The sequence below is a fragment of the Dyella silvatica genome (assembly GCF_026283955.1).
In the GTDB taxonomy this organism is placed as follows: domain Bacteria; phylum Pseudomonadota; class Gammaproteobacteria; order Xanthomonadales; family Rhodanobacteraceae; genus Dyella_C; species Dyella_C silvatica.
Genome location: NZ_JAPDPE010000011.1, coordinates 25,822 through 42,015, shown reverse-complemented (window position 1 = coordinate 42,015; position 16,194 = coordinate 25,822). Strand labels below are relative to the sequence as shown.

Genomic DNA, 16,194 nt, shown 5'->3' with positions numbered 1-16,194 from the left:
GCCTCATGGGCGAACCAACTCTTCTTGATGCATTCGTGCATCGATTACCTTGATCGCGTCAGCGGCCTGACGCAACGCCATGTCGACTGCGTGGTCCGCTAACGTTTTACCTGATGCAACCATCATGAAATTGACGAGACGCAAGTTTATTGAGGCCTCGATGGCTGCCGGTGCTTTTCTCTTGGTCGCGCCCTTGTCAGGGTGCGGCGGGGATGACGCCGGTGGCGAAGACGCCGCCGCGGGCGGCAACACGCCCGCGAATTCGGGAAAGCCTACGTCCGTGACCCTCAAAGTGCCCAGCGAAGGTGCGCAGCACACGGCGACCTGGATGGCGTTTGGTGCCACGGTGTCCGCCTGGGGTGACGATGCCAGCATGGTGGCCGCTAACCGGAACGGCTCCACCGACCTGCCTTTAAGCCGAGCCATGGCGCGCGAAGACCTTATTCGTATCGCGACCCAGCTGTCGCGCTTCGAGTTAGTCAACATGCTTGTCGACACGCGCAGAAGCGTAAACCTCAACCGTGGCGATCAGGATCTGCTCGATGCGAACGCACATGTGGCCCGCATAGTTGCCGGTGTCGGCGAAAAGAACACGATCCAGCTCACCTCAGCGCCGATCAGCGCTTCGACAACACAGTCGCCTTATCAGACAACGGCCAACGGCGTGCCTGGCGGACAAATCCTGGTCGCCGCCCCTACGACCGGGCCGGATGCCGGCAAGCCGTTGCCTGCCATTCGATCGGATCGGGTCAGCTTTGCACGGCAGCCGATCAATGACCTGTGGGTGCGGGATACCGCGCCCGTCTTCGCCAAGGGCTCGGATGGCCGGACCTACGGTATCAACTTCAATTTCAACGGCTGGGGCCAGGGCTTTGGCCCGAACAATGATGGGCTGGCGCCGTCGGCCAACAACCTCAACGGTCTTCGTCAGGCCACCGGCCTGGCTCCGCTGTTTCGATACGACACCGTCAAGATGGGACCCTTCAATACAAGCAACGGCCTGGGGGGCGTTGAGTTCCAGGTCATCGATGGCGATATGGACGTTGCGCGCTCGATCATCGAGCGCACCGGTGCTGCCCCGATGTCCACGTGGCTTACGATGGAAGGCGGCGGCGTGGAATTGAGTGGCAACGGGCTGGCCATCGTCGCCAAGAGCTGCGTGATCAACAACAACCGCAACCCATCCAAGACCACTGCAGAGATAGAGGGCGAGTTCAATCGCCTGCTCGGCGCTCGCAAGGTGTATTGGATTCCCGGTGTCAGGGGGTCCGAAATTACCGATGGCCACGCCGACTTTTACATGCGCTTCCCATCGGCCGAAGCATCTGCCTTTGCGACGATGATCCTGGCCACATGGGATGGCGGCAAGGTCAACGACAATGACCGCCAGCCGACATCGGTTGATGCCCTGAACTTGTCTGCCTTGCTGGCCGGCCTGCCGGGCGGCGCGGCGCCGCAGACGACGGCTCAAGAAAATCTGAGCTATTTCGGCTCGGCCGTACCGGTGGTCAAGGTATGGCAGCCGATGCCCGCAGGGGCACCCACGGCCGTAGTCACATTAGGCTCGCTGACCATCCATCAGATTCCCATCAGCGATCTCGCCGCGCTCTTGCGGCAACGCGATCAGATCAACATCGTGCTGCTGCCGACGCCGGACCTCAGCAAGGTCAAGTCGACGGTCAATGTGCGATCAACAGGCATTAACAACGCGCTGGTGACATACCGGCAAAGCTTCGAAATCACCTTCGCCGCCGGCTACATTGGCTACTATGAAGCGAACCGCTGCGTAGTCATGTCGCAGTTCGGCGATCCGGCGAATGATCTACTCGCGTTTCAGATCGTCCAGGCCATCTACCCCGAACGTTACGTCATTCAGATAACCACGGACGGCATTGCCAACGGCGGCGGCACAATACATTGCGCGACACAGCAGCAAATCAGCTGATGTAGGGCGTGTAATAACCCAGCACTTTCTGCACCGATCAGGCAGCTAAAGCATCAGCCCTGCCGGGTATCTTCATGCCCACCTCCCTGTCGCTGCGTCGATAAGTAGCCAGACATAAAGCCAGATTCGCTCGTCGACGACCCGAAGCGAATCTGGCTTTGCCTTGTTCCTCAGGCGGCTTCGCCTTCCAGCAGGAAATCCAGCACCGTGCGCATGTACAGCTCCGGGTGCTCAATGTTGGGCAAATGGACGGCCGGCAGGATCACCAAGCGCGCACCCGGCACGGTCGCGGCAATGTGCTCGCCGTGGCTTACAAGCGTAACGGTGTCGTTGCTGCCCGCAATTACCAAGGTGGGGCGATGGATCAGCGCAATCGTTCGCCGCATGTCGTTGTCGCGCACCGCAGCGTAGGAGCCTGCCAAACCCCGTGGCGTGGTGGAAAGCAGCATGTCGCGGAATGGCTCAATCGCGGGATGCTTTGCTTCAAACATGTGGGCCGGGAACCAGTTGGCCAGGAAGGCCTGCGCCACGGCGGCCATGTCGGGCGATGTCTGCACTGCGGCGATGCGTGCATCGAACTCGTTGACGGGCCCCAGATGGGCGGACGTATTGCTCAAGATCAGTTGATCGATGCGATCCGGCGCATGGATGCCCAGCCATTGTCCCACCAGGCCGCCGAGCGACAAGCCAAGGTAGTGCGCGCGCGCTATGCCGAGCGCATCGAGCAACTCGATGACGTCGCGACCCAACCGGTCCATCGAGTAGGCCCCGGCAGGAGCATCCGATTCGCCATGGCCACGGGCGTCGTAGCGTAGTACGCGAAAGTGTTCGGTCAGCGCGGCTATCTGGCCATCCCACATATGTAGCGTTGTGCCGATGGAGTTCGACAGGACGAGCGCGGGCTTGGTGTCGTCGCCGTCGAGGCGATAGGCGAGGCGGCATCCGTCGCCAGTGGTGATGAAGGTCGTGTCAATCATGTTGCTTTGCTCCTTGGGGATGGGGTGGGCTGGAACCGAGTAAGTGAGAAAGGGGCGTGCGCCCTGCTGGGTGAGCGGAATGCTTTTTACAGTGCGGCCACAAGAAAGCAGCGCCCCTTGTCACTGATGTTTAGCCGTCCATGCAGCCATGCCGCCCCTCTCATCAGCAGCGCTTGACAGCTTACATAAGTGCTTATATATATGTCCACATGGTCCCTGGACTCGATACCCAATGACGTCATTTGCTCGAACTACTCGATGGCACGGTAGAAGACGCTCGATAAAGCCAGCGCGGCACGGGGCGCGAAAACCATTCGATGACCGAATGGAGAAAGCACGCACGCAATGATCCGGTGCCGGGCCTCCATCAAGTAAGCGTGCCGCGGGGAAACGCCATGCAGGCGCAGGGAAGAATGCCGTGAACAAGAAACGGGCTAGTGGTGCATGACTGCCAGCCTTGCGCATGCACAGCACCTCGCGAGCAACGGCAAGAGATAAACACGCCCCCACTCCATCGACCGCGCCTCAGTCGAGCTTACGGGCTGGTCGCCTTGAACAGTCGCGGCGGCCATGCCATTGCGCCTGAAGCTCATGCATGTCTTTCGATCCACCTGCAGACCCGACCCGTGCTGTCCGGCGGGAAAACACACATCACCATTTTAAGGAGAACTCTCATGATGAATTGGCCTGAATACCGTACTGAACTGATGAGCCGCATCGGGGAAATTGGCAAGCTGAGCCCTGACACGCTTGGCGGTTATCAGACCCTGTCCAAGGCTGGCAACAAAACCGGCAAGCTGGACGCGAAAACGCGTGAACTCATCGCCCTGGCGGTATCGGTCACCAGTCGCTGCGATGGATGCATCACCGTTCACACCGGCGAAGCCCTCAAACATGGCGCAACCCGTGAGGAAATCGCCGAAGCGCTTGGTGTGGCCATCGCACTGAACGCAGGTGCCGCCCTGGTGTATTCCGCACGCGTCATGGACGCCGTTAGTCAGTACGGCGCGCCGGCCTGATCAGCCATCCGCTAGCCCGACCTAACTCGTCCCACGCGTAGCACAGCAAGGCTCCACGCATAGAAGTCCACGCATAGAAGCATGTATCGCACACCTGGCGGGAGGCGACGCCCGCCAGGCGTCGACGCAAGCATGTGGATACCGCCTGACCCGAACGTATCGAGCCGCCAAGCCCTCCCTCACCGAGACACCCATGAACAGCCCTGCGATCAACATCCCGGGATATACGTACGGAACAGCTGAGGTTGCGCCCTCCCCCTCCACGCTCGCTGATCTTGAGCGACTCAAGGTATCAACAGGATTCACGAAAGAGGACGAGCACTTCCTGCGCATGGCGGGTGATGTACTCCAAGCCCAGGTCGAGACCATCGTGAATCACTGGCGGGCCAACATCATCGCGGGCATCCCACACCTGGCCAGGCACTCGCGCAACCTGGATGGAACGCCAGCCCCGGACTATCTGGCGCGGAGCAATCAGCGGTTTCAGCAATGGATCCGCGATACGTGCCTGCGCCCATACGACCAGGACTGGCTCAATTACCAGCATGAAATCGCGCTCAGACACACTCGCCTGAAAAAGAACCAGACGGACGGCGTCAGCTCGACTCCCTACGTGCCTTACGGCGACATCATTGCTTTCGTTGCCGTGCTCAACGGCAGCATGCGCACGTATCTCGCCGCGCATGACCATGACGCTGCCGACGTGTCCCGCATGCACAACGCCTGGTGCAAATCGATACATATCCAGATGGCCCTCTGGGCAGGGTCTTACATGGGCACCGAGGCTGCCGGCAAAGAATCGTAACAACCGGCGCAAGAAGCATCGCGCCGTGAAGAACGCTTGGCCCGGCGATGCAGCCACCCGCGCAGGTAGATGTATGGCTAAGCCTTTCAGATGCCGTTGCAGCAATGAAGCAGCCTGCTCTGTTTCGCCGTGCCGGGCTTCGTGCTGTGGATTGCATGCCCTACCCCACTCACCAAGGAAATGTAATGAAAGCCATGAAGCACAAGATGATCCCTCTTTGCCTGATGCTCTCGTTGATGGTTTCGCATAGCAGCCAAGCAGCGGGCGCAACTCATGCGCCGCGCAGCCATTGGCTTCAAGTATCCGGGACAGGCACCGGCCCGATCCCAAAGATCGCCAGCAAGGCTTCGTTGGCGACGGCTGCGCTTCCGCTGGGTGTCACGTTGCGCGACATCGACGGTGGCCCGCAGTACTTCGCCAACAAGGATCCGCGCAGCGCGTGGATGGATAACCACATCTGGCTGGGCGCATGGCTGGAGCAGCCGGCCGATGCCACACAAGTGGGCTATGCCGCGGCGATGGGCGAAAACATCTACTGGAACATCGCCGGCAAGGCGGGCGACCCCAGCCAGCCGCGTGCGGACTACGACGTGATCCGCGCGGGCGGCATGCATATTTCCGCGCCCGACACCACGTCCAACAGCGGATCGGAAACGGTGTCGTATGACGGTTGGGACGAGGCGGATATGCAATACGGGGCCGCCGCCAACGGATGGGACCCGACCGCCCCGAACGGCAACACCAACGACTGCATACCGGCCGGCAGCGACTGCGGCTATACCGTGTCCAAGTGGTCCTACACGGGCCTGCCGACCAGTTACGGGTCGCCGGGCTACCCGATCGATAGCATGGCCAAGCATCAGGGCTACGGCAAAGGCGTGCTGTTCTGGATGTGGGATTCCGAGGCCGCGGTGTTCCTCGGCTATTCGGACATCCTTTCGGCGGACAGCTACTGGATGACCGATTCTGACCTGGAGGCCAATTCCCAGGGCGGTTGCGCCTTTTTCCCGAACAGCGAAGCCATCTGCTCAGGTGCGAACCCTACTGGGATCACCCGCGAGCAGCGCGCCCTGCCAGCGAACTATGCGTTCAACGTGACTCGGTTGCAGAAGCTTTCCAATACGCTTAATCACCAGTCTAAGCCGGTGGTGGTGGACGTGGAGACGGGCTGCCCCGTATCGGGCGGAACGGACTGCATCACGCCGCCGGCCATGAAGGCGGCCGCCATGCATGGCCTGATCGCCGGTGCGCGCGGCGTGCTGTGGTTCCAGCACAACTTTAGCGGCCCGTGCATGGACTACACCACACTGATCGATGGCAATGATCCGACCACCACCGATTACTACTGCCAGCAGACCCCGGGCGTGACGATCCACAACGTGGTGGAAAACATCACCGCGTTCAACGGGCTGGTGAACAGCTTGAACAACGTGCTGCTGTCGCCATTCGCGGACGGCTATGTAAGCCAGAACGGCAACGTCAGCGCCATGGCCAAGTACGACGGCAGCCACTTCTACGTCTTCGCCGCCTCAGGCACGCCGGCCACGCCGCCACCGGCCAACCAGTCGGTCACCTTCACGGTAAAGAGCTCCGGCGCAACCACAGTTACCGTGGTCAACGAGGGACGCACGATCCCGCTGGTCAATGGCACCAGCTTCACTGACACCTTCGCCGACTCCAACGCGTATCACATCTACCGCATCGATTAATCGCCCTGCCGCAAGCGCACGGCGCCGCTATCAGACAGCGGATGGCCCGAGGTTGGGAGCGACACCTCCCAACCTTCGGCATTTGGCGAACCCGGCCATCGCCTAAGCGACCGAGCACCAGATCGCGACCCGTCAGGCGGGTTTTGTCGATCACAAAGCCAGCTCCCCTTGCCCGTCTGCCGTGAACCGGCGGATCGGGCGCGGGCCCTTTTATCCCCACCCCCATCAACAAGCGAGGCAACCCATGTCGACCAGCAAGACCGCACATTTCTTGGTACGAACTCTTTCGCTAGCACTGATCGCTGCCTGGGCAGCACCAGCACTGAGCGAAGAGGGCATTGTCGACCACGTCAATGCCGAGGCTGCCAAAGGCGCCATCCTCACGCATCCGCTGCGCGCCAACGTGTCGGAACTGGAAGGATCCGGCGGCAACATCACGGTGCTGAGCGGCGCGGACGGCAAGTTTCTGGTCGATGCCGGCATCGGCTTGTCCAAGGCGGCCATGCAGGCAAGCCTGGCCAAGCTTGGCCCAGCACCCGTCAAGTACGTCGCGAACACCCATTGGCACTGGGATCACTCAGACGGCGATGCGTGGCTTCACCAGGCAGGCGCCACCATCATCGCCACGCCACAAACCGTCAGCCATCTCACCCAGGCATCGCGCGTCTCGGATTGGGACCACACCTTCCCCGCCGTCGCCGCGGACGGCGTGCCGTCAGTTCGATTGACCATGGACAAGACGTACACGATGAATGGCGAGTCCATCGTGGTGCATCCGCTCATGGCCAGCCACACCGACGGCGACATCTCCGTCTATTTCACGCATGCCGATGTGCTGGCGACGGGCGACACGTTCTGGAACGGCATTTATCCGTTCATCGACCATGAGCATGGTGGCGGCATCAATGGAACCATCGCCGCGATCGACTCCTATCTGAAGTTCGTGACCGACAAAACGATTATCGTCCCAGGGCATGGCGCGGTGGCGGACCGCAAGCAACTGCTCGAGTATCGCGACATGCTAGTCGCCGTCCGCAGCCGCGTTGCGATACTCAAGCGTCAGGGCATGACCGTAGCCGAGGTGGTCGCGGCCAAGCCCACCGCGCCGTTCGACGCCAAGTGGGGGAAGTTCATCGTTACCCCGGAGCTGTTTACGCGGCTCGTCTACGATGGCGTGTAGCGCATCTTGATGGGTGGCCGCCGGGTCCAAAGGACGAGCGGCCATTTGCCGGCAAGCCCGCTGAACTGGCCATGGGCTATGCCGCGCATCATCAGGCAGCATCCCTCCGCAGCGACTGGGATCAGGCGGCTATTCGCACCTGACGCAGCACCTGATTAGGTGAACCTGAGCGCCGTCACTGGCGAAGCCATCGCCATCAAGACTTCCATTCCTCGGTATAGGCAAATCGCGTGGGTCGCAATGACATGTACTGCGCGACGCGTGGTCGCTGCGCACGGTTCGGACTGCTGCCATGCGGCAGCAGGTGATGCCAGATGATCATGTCGCCGCGCTTTGCGGCAACCGGCTTCATCGTCAAGGTGCGCTGCGCATGATCACGCGCATTCACGCCTGCGGGAATGCTTTCCAGCCACGGTTTCAAAGTGCGATGAAAGCCTGGCACGCAGCAGAATGCCCCTTGGTCCTCAGCAACGTCGGCGAGATACAAAATGCCCTGCAAATCTAAGCAGTGCGGTTCGGCCAGCGTGGCATCCCAGTGCAAATGCGGTCCGGGAAACCGCCAGTTTTCGCGCTCCGGCGGATTTAATCCACCCTGGTCGACGGTTACCCAAAGATCCTCGCGCCCCCATAGTTGCGCATGGGCCTTATGAATACGTGGCGCGCGACGATTGGCTACCAATGCCGGATGCCGCAGTAGCTTCACCCAGATGGAATGACCCAGCGATTCGCGATACCAGGACTCCGGATCGTCGCGGTCCATCCCTAAAAAATCATAGATGGCCATCTCTGCGATTTCCGCCGCTTCCGTGCTGATCGCGTTGCGCAGAATGACGTAGCCATGCTCGTGCCAGTGTGCAAGATCGTCCGTGCTCAGGCCTTCGACGCCGTCGAGACTACCGACTTCGGCGCCGACGGTCTCGCCTGCCAGTGCACGCCGCAAGCGATTCAGCGAGACCTCGTTCAATTCGCCGTCATTGCGCTCCCATACCCAGGCTTCGAATCGCGCATAACTCGGCCGCTCCTGATGCAGATAGCGCAGAGTTTCCAGCACATTAAGACGCAAGCCAGCCAGCAACGTCTTCACCACATCCTGCGGTAGTGGTGCAGCCGACCCAGGCGCGCACGCGCAAGCCCAGTAAGTGCGCAACTCATCGATACCAAGACTTGTCGCCTGCTCGATCATCGTGCTCCTTACTAGCTCAAATAGTGTCCAGCCCGGGCGTCGCGGCGACGCCGCATGGCATCATGGGGCGTTTCGTGTCAGCAGGAAAGGTGCCGAAGTCATGGCAAGCGTCAACAGTCCTCCGCCGAAAGCTGCCGCGGCTGCATCCATGCGCATCACGGGCGCTAAATCATAGGCTGCAAGTGCGGTCACTTCGGCAGCAGTCCGCTGCCCTCCTGCCACTGCGATTTCAAACCTGCTCAGTCAAAAGATACGCCGGGCCTGTTTGTACTCCATTCCAAAGGGCTGTCTTCGGCACGATTTCCGTGCGTAACGATCGATGGTTCAAGAGGGCAAGAGGGATTACTAATTCCGCCTCGGATTAGGGTAGCGACATAAGCATGTAAGTCGGCTTATCCCGTTGATAATCGGCATCGCAGCCTTTCACCAGCCCTAGCCATCGAGATGGGGGTGCTGCTGACACACCCACCTTTAAGATTGTTGGCGATGCCAACCAATGACTTATAAGCACCATCAATGAACGCACCGTCAATTTGCACGACTCACTCAGGTAGCGACCATTAATACCTTGTAAAAGCAGTTAGCCATATATTCGTTTAAACCAATTATTCATAACCATATTGACGCCATATTGACGGCGCAGGCTATACAAGGGACCGACATGCTAAGGGATATCTATTGCAAGGCGTTTATTTAATCACGGCATTTCTTGGCCATAGCAAATGACCAAGTCGTCGAATCAACGTCGAAGCGTTGCGTAAAGACGAAAATTCGCACCACCAGAGTCGCGACACCAGGGCTGGTGCCTGGGTGCGCGCCGCATATTTGCATAGTGACTATGCTGAACCGAATAACGATTTTAAAGAAGGATGTCGACGAATGCTAAGCATGACGCTTATTCGGCACGAGTAATCATATGGCGACCATGGCGGCATGCGTTGTCGTTATATTTCAGCGGCCCGTATGGGTCTATCGGGGTAACTGTGTGGACTGTTGATGTCACCGCCTGTATCTGCCAAGCGCTGAACAAGGACCGATAAAATGACTATTTGGCAACGCCGGCTTCTTCTAGGCCTTCTCTTGTTAATATCGCCATTCACCATACCGGTGGGGGCGGCACAAACGCCTTTTCAATCGCCCACCCATCAAGATTATAAAGTTCTCAGGGCGGCCACCCCGTTTCAGGACAATAATGGCTCCGTGCCATCCTCTGGGGTGTATTCGGGCCCGCTGTTCAAGTTGAATCACGCGTGGCCGACTCAGGCGCCGTCGGCGTTGACCAACGCGCCTTGGCAAGCAGCCATCAAGAACGGCAACATCACGCCGAATAACGCTCTCGACTATGCCAATGCGCTGAAGGCGGCGGTCGCCAAGAACGCCCGCGAGCTCATCATGCACTACGAAACCTGGGACGCAGCCAAGGCCGGCTGGTACAACGAGCCATGGCTGGGCAGTCTGCGCGAGGCCATTCGAGGCACCTACGGGGCAAGCGATTTTGGCCCCGACCAATTCCCTGGCACCGATCTTCTCACCAGATTCAATACGCACGTCCTGACCTACTACGACGCACGCGCGGCCTATACGCTGCGTAAGTTCTGGGGAGACTCTGCCACCAAGCCCACCCTGCTCACCAACGACACTCAATTCACCGAGGGATCTCTCATCATAAAAGCGGCGATATTCACTTCCGAAGATGCGAAAGACCCGCTCGACTGGTGGAAGGCCATGAAGGGCGCTCAGGTGTGGAATATGTATCTTGGCGTAGGTCCGCCGGGCAACTCGAACAAGCCGCAAGTGTGGCCGGGCTATGTGGCCCAGTTCGACATCATCGTGAAGGACTCCCAGTCTTCGCCGGATACCGGCTGGGTATTCGTGACGCTGGTTTATGACAGCCGGATCGATGGCGACATCTGGGACAAAATGGTGCCGCTAGGCGCGCAATGGGGCAACGATCCCCAGGCCACCGCAGACAACATGACCCTGCACGAGAACTGGATCAATCCGTCGGCCCCCTTTTACGCAACGCGGACGCTTGGCTGGGGTGGCCGGCTTTCCGGCCCCAACGACGGCGCGCGCAACAACATCGTCATCAACGGCGTCGTGAAGAAGAATTTTCCGGACTCTGCCTGCATGAGCTGCCACAGCACGGCGCAGTGGAACGTCTCGGCACACAAGATGGATTCGTTCCTCTTGCCGTCCATCCCCACCAAGGTCTCGCCTGGCTATGGGTTATGCGACAACTATGGCAAACCAAACCATAAGGGCTCCAACATCTGTTCGCCCGAACCGGGTTCGACCGCTTGGATGAAGTGGTTCCAGGATCGACGCGGAACGCGGCCCATGGACTCAGGCTCTATCGCCACCGATTTCGATCTGGTGTTCTCCTTCAAATCGCTAAAGCTTTGGTGGCTGGCGGAAGGTCCTCCAAATCAAGAGGTGCCGCAACTTTTGCGTCAACCCGACTCCGGTCTACGTTTCAACCTGTACACAGGGGCGCCCTTAGCGAGTCCCGAGCCCTGAGTCTGTTTGCCAGAAATCAGCGTGACTGAAAGCGCAGAGAGTGAATATATCGTCCACTTTGGCTTCCTGCGGATTCATGTCGCCAGAGCGACATCCACCCGCCGACACCTACCCCGGCGTCGGCGGCGAAGCCGATAGGCCAGAAGAGCGGCACCGACGAATAAGATGATATCCATCCTCTATATGTGATCTTAAGTAACGAAGGCGGAACACGTTTCTTCAATGGCGCGCGAGTTTATCCGCACCCTATTTAATCAAGAGGGAAACATCATGGAATCGCAGAGTACACAGCTACAGACTGCTCTTACCCTGGCGTATATCGTTAATTCGGCAACAACAAGCGATGCTGGGGTCGTTATGCAAAATCCAGACGCATCCGCGACTAAAATTAACATCACGACCCGGATTAGCAAATCCAAAATGACCGCGGGTAAGTTCAGTGTCGTCTGGGGTCCGGCGATTTACATTCCAGATAATAGCGATGGATATTCCGCCAATGTAACGGTGGCATTGAAAGATGACAGTGGCGACATCAGCATAGTAACGAGCGGAACCAACCCCAAGTCACAATTCGATATTTCCGACGAAGATAATGAAATAACCACGCTCCAGGAGCTGAGCGGCCTGATCAAAAGCTGCCCGTCCGGCGTGCAAATATCTCAAGGAGCATGGGATGGCGTGGAAGGCATATTAAAAACGCGGTCAGTGCTTAGCAGGACAACGCCTCTGCTTGCTGACTTTGTCGGCAGTACCGGGCGCATTTTCAATATCATTGGCCATAGCCTGGGCGGAGCTCTTGCTACCGTGCTTGCCGTCTACTTCAAGGATGCATTCCCTTTTAGGGAATTCCACTGCCATACATTTGCGGGTCCGACGGCTGGCAACGGCGCCTTTGCTCAATATTTCAATGAAAATATGGAAAGCAGGACGCGCCGCGTATTCAATACCATGGACATAGTTCCCTGCGCATGGAGCAATGACGGGCTTAGTCGGATCTTAAACATATACGAGCCGCAGCTACCGACCCCGGCCCAGGTGAGTGAATTCGTTCAGTATGTTCAGTCCCTCAATCTTGGCTATGCTCAGCCCGAGAAGAGCGTTTCGTTGAAAGGGGCGGTAAATACCAAGATTATTTTATCTACCCCAGACGATTTCATGAACCAAGCTGCCTATCAGCATATCGCCGCCTATGTAACCCTGCTTGGCCTTCAGCCTGGGGACATCGCTACCCCTCCTGGCAGTTAAGAGGTGGGGTCTATAAGGGCGGGGTCTATAAGGGGTGAGGTCTGCCCGCCATTCGCCGATGGCGCGAATAAACATCCGCGGATCTTCTTGATGACTTCGGCAGCCAGATTGCGCTAACCCGACACTTAGCCTTGGCCCACCAAGCACGGCTCAAGCCAGGGTCAGCACCGATGGTAGCTGGCTGGCCGGATGCATGCGCAGCAATTGATAAGCCACTCCTGCAGCGCCAGTCATCAAGCCCGGCACGAAGATATCTTTGGTCATGCCGCAGGTTAGGCCATGGCTTTCCAGACTGCTGAGTATCGAAGCCCGCAGGTATTCGCTACTCATGCCTTCCGGCGCCTCGCCCGCGGCGATGGCATGCTCGAATAATTCCCACACACTGAGGTCGCCATGGCAGAGGCAATGGTCAAGGCCCAGGCCAGACTGCCAGGTCGCCGCCGCGGCGCGACGTAGCAGCAACCGCGTGGATGGATCTGCCAGTTGAGGGTCGAGGTCTACATGCGCCAATCCGATACCGACCGCCCCATTGCACCAGGTCGCGGCACCAGGGGTTTGCTCGGCCGTGCGCAGATCTCGCCAATTGCCATGCTGCGCATCGAATAAGGAGTCATCGTAAGCAAACGCGGCATCTGCCAACTCGTCATAGCGAAATTCACCGCTGGCACGGGCCAGCTTGCGCAACGCCCAGCCGATGCCGGTGGTGCCGTGCGAGAAACCGCCTAAACCCGCCATGCCAGGTTCGCTGCCCCAGCAGGCCATGCCATCTTTATAGCGAGCACGCTCGCACAGCAGGTCACCGAACTGTCGAGCCATGCTCAAATAGCCTTCGTTCGGTAACACCGCCGCCAGCGCCAGCAATGGCGGAATGGCTCCTGCGACACCGCTGAGCACGTCGTGAGAGGTGTCTTCCATAACGGCCCTGGGAAGCTGGATGGCCAGCGCGCGGGCGCGCTGCAGCATTTGCTCCGGCTCGATGCCCCAGCGAGCCAGCGTCAGGCAGGTCCAGATCTGCGAGCCCAGGCCAACATAGCCCCCCGGCAGACGCGGCCTGAGCTCTATGTCGCCGGCTTCGTCACGCAGGCGTCTAGCTTCTGCATGATCCAGTGTGCGCAAGCTCGCACTGAGCAGCTCATCGAGACCATCCACCGGATCGGCGCGCCCGGCATCGGTTTCGCGCAGATAGGCCGCCGCCGCCACCGCGATACCAGAGATACCGTTGTAGAGATCCTGCTTGATCGGTTGCGTAGTACGACTCGTCGGGCTGACCATCGGAGCGATCCAGGCGATGCTGCCGTCGCCCCCGCGGATGGCGTTGGCAAGGATCAGGCGCATGATCGCCGCGGCCTGCCGACGCCGGCGCCGTTCAATATCGCCTTGGCTTGCCCGCGCGGACCATAGCGAACCCTGCTTGGGTAATAGGCCTTCGCCGATAAAAGCGCTGACGAGAGCTGCCTGGATGACTTGTCGATCCAGTTGCAAATCCGACGTCCGCCAATGTTGCAGCGCCTCTTTAATCCGGTCGCCAGGAGCAAGCCACTGCGTCCCGCTAGGTCCATCAAGTCGGCCATGGCCAGGCAAGGCGCTGAAAAAAGGGATGTCGCCCACCATCAGCGCGTCAATTTCAGCCCCGATCACCGCAGCATCGGAGGGTGCCAGCGGCGTACGTTCGGCCATTTCTGCCAGCAAGCCGAAGGCGCGCTGGCGCGCCGCCCCCTCATCGTGCAGAGATATGGGGTGCCACAGCATGCGGCCGATCTCTGCATAGGTTTCAGTAGCCCGCGGCACCACGCGTACCGGGCAATCAGCAAAGCGTCGCAGGCGGACTTCTAGCTGGCCTGCGGCATCAAGATGCTTTAAGCCCGCGGTCATCTGCTCAAATGCTTCAAGTACCCGCGGCCAAAACCGCACCAAAGCGGGTTGTTCGCTGGGATGATTCTGTGCGGCCGCCGGCTCCACCATGATGGAACCAAGGCTGGCCTCGTCAGTGCCGACATTGGCAATAATGACTTGCGGCTGCATGGGTTGCTGCCCCCGCAGCATGCCGATACCGGAACTATCCACGCCGCGCCAACCCAAAGCCTGACCACGCGCCGGCAGCAACCCTATGGCCAGCACAGTCCCTCCGAGTACCTCGGCGGCCTGATCAGCGGCCTGGCCCAATCCTGACGGACGTGAAGGCATTCTTGGGGTGAAAAGAGTCTCGCAATCCACCACCACGGGATGTGACCCCATCGCGATGAGATTCTCGGCATGCAGATCACTGCCGCCTAGCACGCGCATTAGTGCCAACCAATGGCCGATACCTTGGTAGAAATCGTCCAGCTCACTGTCGTCGGCCGCGTAACGATGCGCGACAAACTCGGCCCAGCCGTACCCTGGATAGGCCACAACGCGCGGAACCTTCATCGATGACGTGGCGCCGCCAATGGCCAAATAGGCGATTAAATCGTGCAGCTCGGCATCTACCGCCACCGAATGCGGCTTATAGACCAAGCGACCACCTTCGGTGCGTAGCAGCAGCACCGACTGGCCATCGCAGTGGCTGTCACCGATGCCGATGCTCAGCTCCAGCAACTCCCCCGGCTTGCCGCCGCATAGTGAGGCCAAGCCAGGCCGGTCGGTTACCCAGCGCTGAGCAAAACGCAGTGTGGCGGCACAACGGTTATCGACCATACGGGCTACCCGAGTGGACAGCGTGGCGTAGTGCTCAGCCAAACCATCCCACCAGCTCAACTCGGCGGCGATCGCGCAAAATTCCCGCCAACGCTGCTGACCGTCTTCACTCCGCAGCCGTCCGGTTACGCGGGCAGCATTGAGCTCCAACAAGAGCAACCGGGTCAGCTTGCCGTGTAGGGTCGAAAGCAGAGACGTGCGTGCCGCCGCGAGAATCGCTTCGCGCTCGCGCGCACCAAGCCCCGATAGGGCTTGAAGCTGGGCTGCCAGTCGAAGCCATCCAGGCTCGACTAGGCAGCCCAAAGTAGCGGTAAAACCGCCAGTATCTGCTGATGAGGACATCTGGGGATTACGAGTTGCAGATACGGTGGCGCCGCTTTGACGATACATACGTCGATGTCCGGCTGGCTCGGCCGATCCAGATCCGTTGAGCCGAGCCTAACGGCCGTGCTCGCACAGCAAACCGAGCGAGTGGCCGACAGCAACTTTCACTACCGAAACCTTCTTTCAAAAACGCTTGCATAAAGGCTTAATTCCTCGCAATAAGACGATTCAAAAGAAGGTAGACGCTTATCGTCAGGAGCTGACGCTCAATTACAGCAGTTATCGTGAATTCTGGTGCCGCAGGTACACAAAAAATTCGTAGTAATAGATTCGCCTGAATCGACAATATCGGCCTTGGCATATCTTCCACCGATAAATAGTGGGCCGGCCGGACTATCGGCGTCCGCACTCGCACGCCATTGCGCAACTAGGGCATCACCTTCCAATACCGTGTTCATAACACTCTCCTCACTGTTGAGTTTCGGCTGAGTAACTATTAACGACAACGACAAAGGACCCCTTTCCGGCCACTCACCCCATTTCGTGGCCTGTCTGTAAAATTAGCACCAGGGTGAATGCGCAGCAATGAGAGCGCCAAAAGTCAAAATTTT

General features: G+C 59.2%; 11 protein-coding genes. 7 read left to right on the top strand and 4 right to left on the bottom strand.

The window, feature by feature from the left end; genetic code table 11:
- The first annotated feature begins 124 nt into the window (after window positions 1-124).
- The gene (locus OUZ52_RS04120) at window positions 125-1,945 is read left to right on the top strand and encodes an agmatine deiminase family protein (RefSeq protein WP_266157048.1); all 1,821 of its coding nucleotides are present in this window, start codon (window positions 125-127) and stop codon (window positions 1,943-1,945) included.
- 170 nt (window positions 1,946-2,115) lie between these two features.
- On the opposite strand, the gene pcaD is transcribed toward OUZ52_RS04120, so the two are convergent.
- Window positions 2,116-2,922 (bottom strand): 3-oxoadipate enol-lactonase, encoded by an 807-nt coding sequence (gene pcaD, locus OUZ52_RS04115; protein ID WP_266157047.1) that lies wholly within the window; start codon window positions 2,920-2,922, stop codon window positions 2,116-2,118.
- A 674-nt stretch (window positions 2,923-3,596) separates the two neighbouring features.
- Here pcaD and OUZ52_RS04110 point away from each other — a divergent pair.
- The 4 genes from OUZ52_RS04110 (at window position 3,597) to OUZ52_RS04095 (ending at window position 7,635) form a co-directional block, all read left to right on the top strand.
- Window positions 3,597-3,941: a carboxymuconolactone decarboxylase family protein gene (locus OUZ52_RS04110; protein WP_266157072.1), complete on the top strand. Its 345-nt coding sequence runs from the start codon at window positions 3,597-3,599 to the stop codon at window positions 3,939-3,941.
- A 193-nt stretch (window positions 3,942-4,134) separates the two neighbouring features.
- On the top strand, window positions 4,135-4,746 hold the full coding sequence (locus tag OUZ52_RS04105; RefSeq protein ID WP_266157046.1) for a protoglobin domain-containing protein: 612 nt from the start codon (window positions 4,135-4,137) through the stop codon (window positions 4,744-4,746).
- 185 nt (window positions 4,747-4,931) lie between these two features.
- Window positions 4,932-6,455, top strand: a complete 1,524-nt coding sequence (locus tag OUZ52_RS04100; protein WP_266157045.1) for a hypothetical protein — start codon at window positions 4,932-4,934, stop codon at window positions 6,453-6,455.
- Between the two features lie 244 nt (window positions 6,456-6,699).
- Window positions 6,700-7,635 carry an MBL fold metallo-hydrolase gene (locus tag OUZ52_RS04095; RefSeq protein ID WP_266157044.1) on the top strand — a complete coding sequence of 312 codons (936 nt, stop codon included), beginning with the start codon at window positions 6,700-6,702 and terminating at the stop codon, window positions 7,633-7,635.
- 196 nt (window positions 7,636-7,831) lie between these two features.
- Here the strand turns inward: OUZ52_RS04095 and OUZ52_RS04090 are convergent, their stop codons facing one another.
- Window positions 7,832-8,818, bottom strand: coding sequence for a phytanoyl-CoA dioxygenase family protein (locus OUZ52_RS04090; protein WP_266157043.1), 987 nt, complete (start codon window positions 8,816-8,818; stop codon window positions 7,832-7,834).
- Window positions 8,819-9,859: 1,041 nt separating this feature from the next.
- On the opposite strand from OUZ52_RS04090, the gene OUZ52_RS04085 reads away from it, so the two are divergent.
- Together OUZ52_RS04085 and OUZ52_RS04080 are read left to right on the top strand one after the other, a co-directional pair.
- Entirely contained in the window at window positions 9,860-11,338 is a 1,479-nt protein-coding gene (locus OUZ52_RS04085; protein ID WP_266157042.1) for a hypothetical protein, read from the top strand.
- 222 nt (window positions 11,339-11,560) lie between these two features.
- Window positions 11,561-12,583 (top strand): lipase family protein, encoded by a 1,023-nt coding sequence (locus tag OUZ52_RS04080; RefSeq protein WP_266157041.1) that lies wholly within the window; start codon window positions 11,561-11,563, stop codon window positions 12,581-12,583.
- 150 nt (window positions 12,584-12,733) lie between these two features.
- Here the strand turns inward: OUZ52_RS04080 and OUZ52_RS04075 are convergent, their stop codons facing one another.
- Window positions 12,734-15,601: a type 2 lanthipeptide synthetase LanM family protein gene (locus OUZ52_RS04075; protein ID WP_266157040.1), complete on the bottom strand. Its 2,868-nt coding sequence runs from the start codon at window positions 15,599-15,601 to the stop codon at window positions 12,734-12,736.
- Window positions 15,602-15,849: 248 nt separating this feature from the next.
- Window positions 15,850-16,041: a DUF6229 family protein gene (locus OUZ52_RS04070; protein ID WP_266157039.1), complete on the bottom strand. Its 192-nt coding sequence runs from the start codon at window positions 16,039-16,041 to the stop codon at window positions 15,850-15,852.
- Window positions 16,042-16,194 lie beyond the last annotated feature (153 nt).

Coding starts and splice junctions, on each gene's coding strand:
- OUZ52_RS04075 (WP_266157040.1), bottom strand. CDS start 15,601: ATGTCCTCATCAGCAGATACTGGCGGTTTTACCGCTACTTTGGGCTGC.
- OUZ52_RS04105 (WP_266157046.1), top strand. CDS start 4,135: ATGAACAGCCCTGCGATCAACATCCCGGGATATACGTACGGAACAGCT.
- pcaD (WP_266157047.1), bottom strand. CDS start 2,922: ATGATTGACACGACCTTCATCACCACTGGCGACGGATGCCGCCTCGCC.
- OUZ52_RS04080 (WP_266157041.1), top strand. CDS start 11,561: ATGGCGCGCGAGTTTATCCGCACCCTATTTAATCAAGAGGGAAACATC.
- OUZ52_RS04110 (WP_266157072.1), top strand. CDS start 3,597: ATGATGAATTGGCCTGAATACCGTACTGAACTGATGAGCCGCATCGGG.
- OUZ52_RS04085 (WP_266157042.1), top strand. CDS start 9,860: ATGACTATTTGGCAACGCCGGCTTCTTCTAGGCCTTCTCTTGTTAATA.
- OUZ52_RS04120 (WP_266157048.1), top strand. CDS start 125: ATGAAATTGACGAGACGCAAGTTTATTGAGGCCTCGATGGCTGCCGGT.
- OUZ52_RS04070 (WP_266157039.1), bottom strand. CDS start 16,041: ATGAACACGGTATTGGAAGGTGATGCCCTAGTTGCGCAATGGCGTGCG.
- OUZ52_RS04095 (WP_266157044.1), top strand. CDS start 6,700: ATGTCGACCAGCAAGACCGCACATTTCTTGGTACGAACTCTTTCGCTA.
- OUZ52_RS04100 (WP_266157045.1), top strand. CDS start 4,932: ATGAAAGCCATGAAGCACAAGATGATCCCTCTTTGCCTGATGCTCTCG.
- OUZ52_RS04090 (WP_266157043.1), bottom strand. CDS start 8,818: ATGATCGAGCAGGCGACAAGTCTTGGTATCGATGAGTTGCGCACTTAC.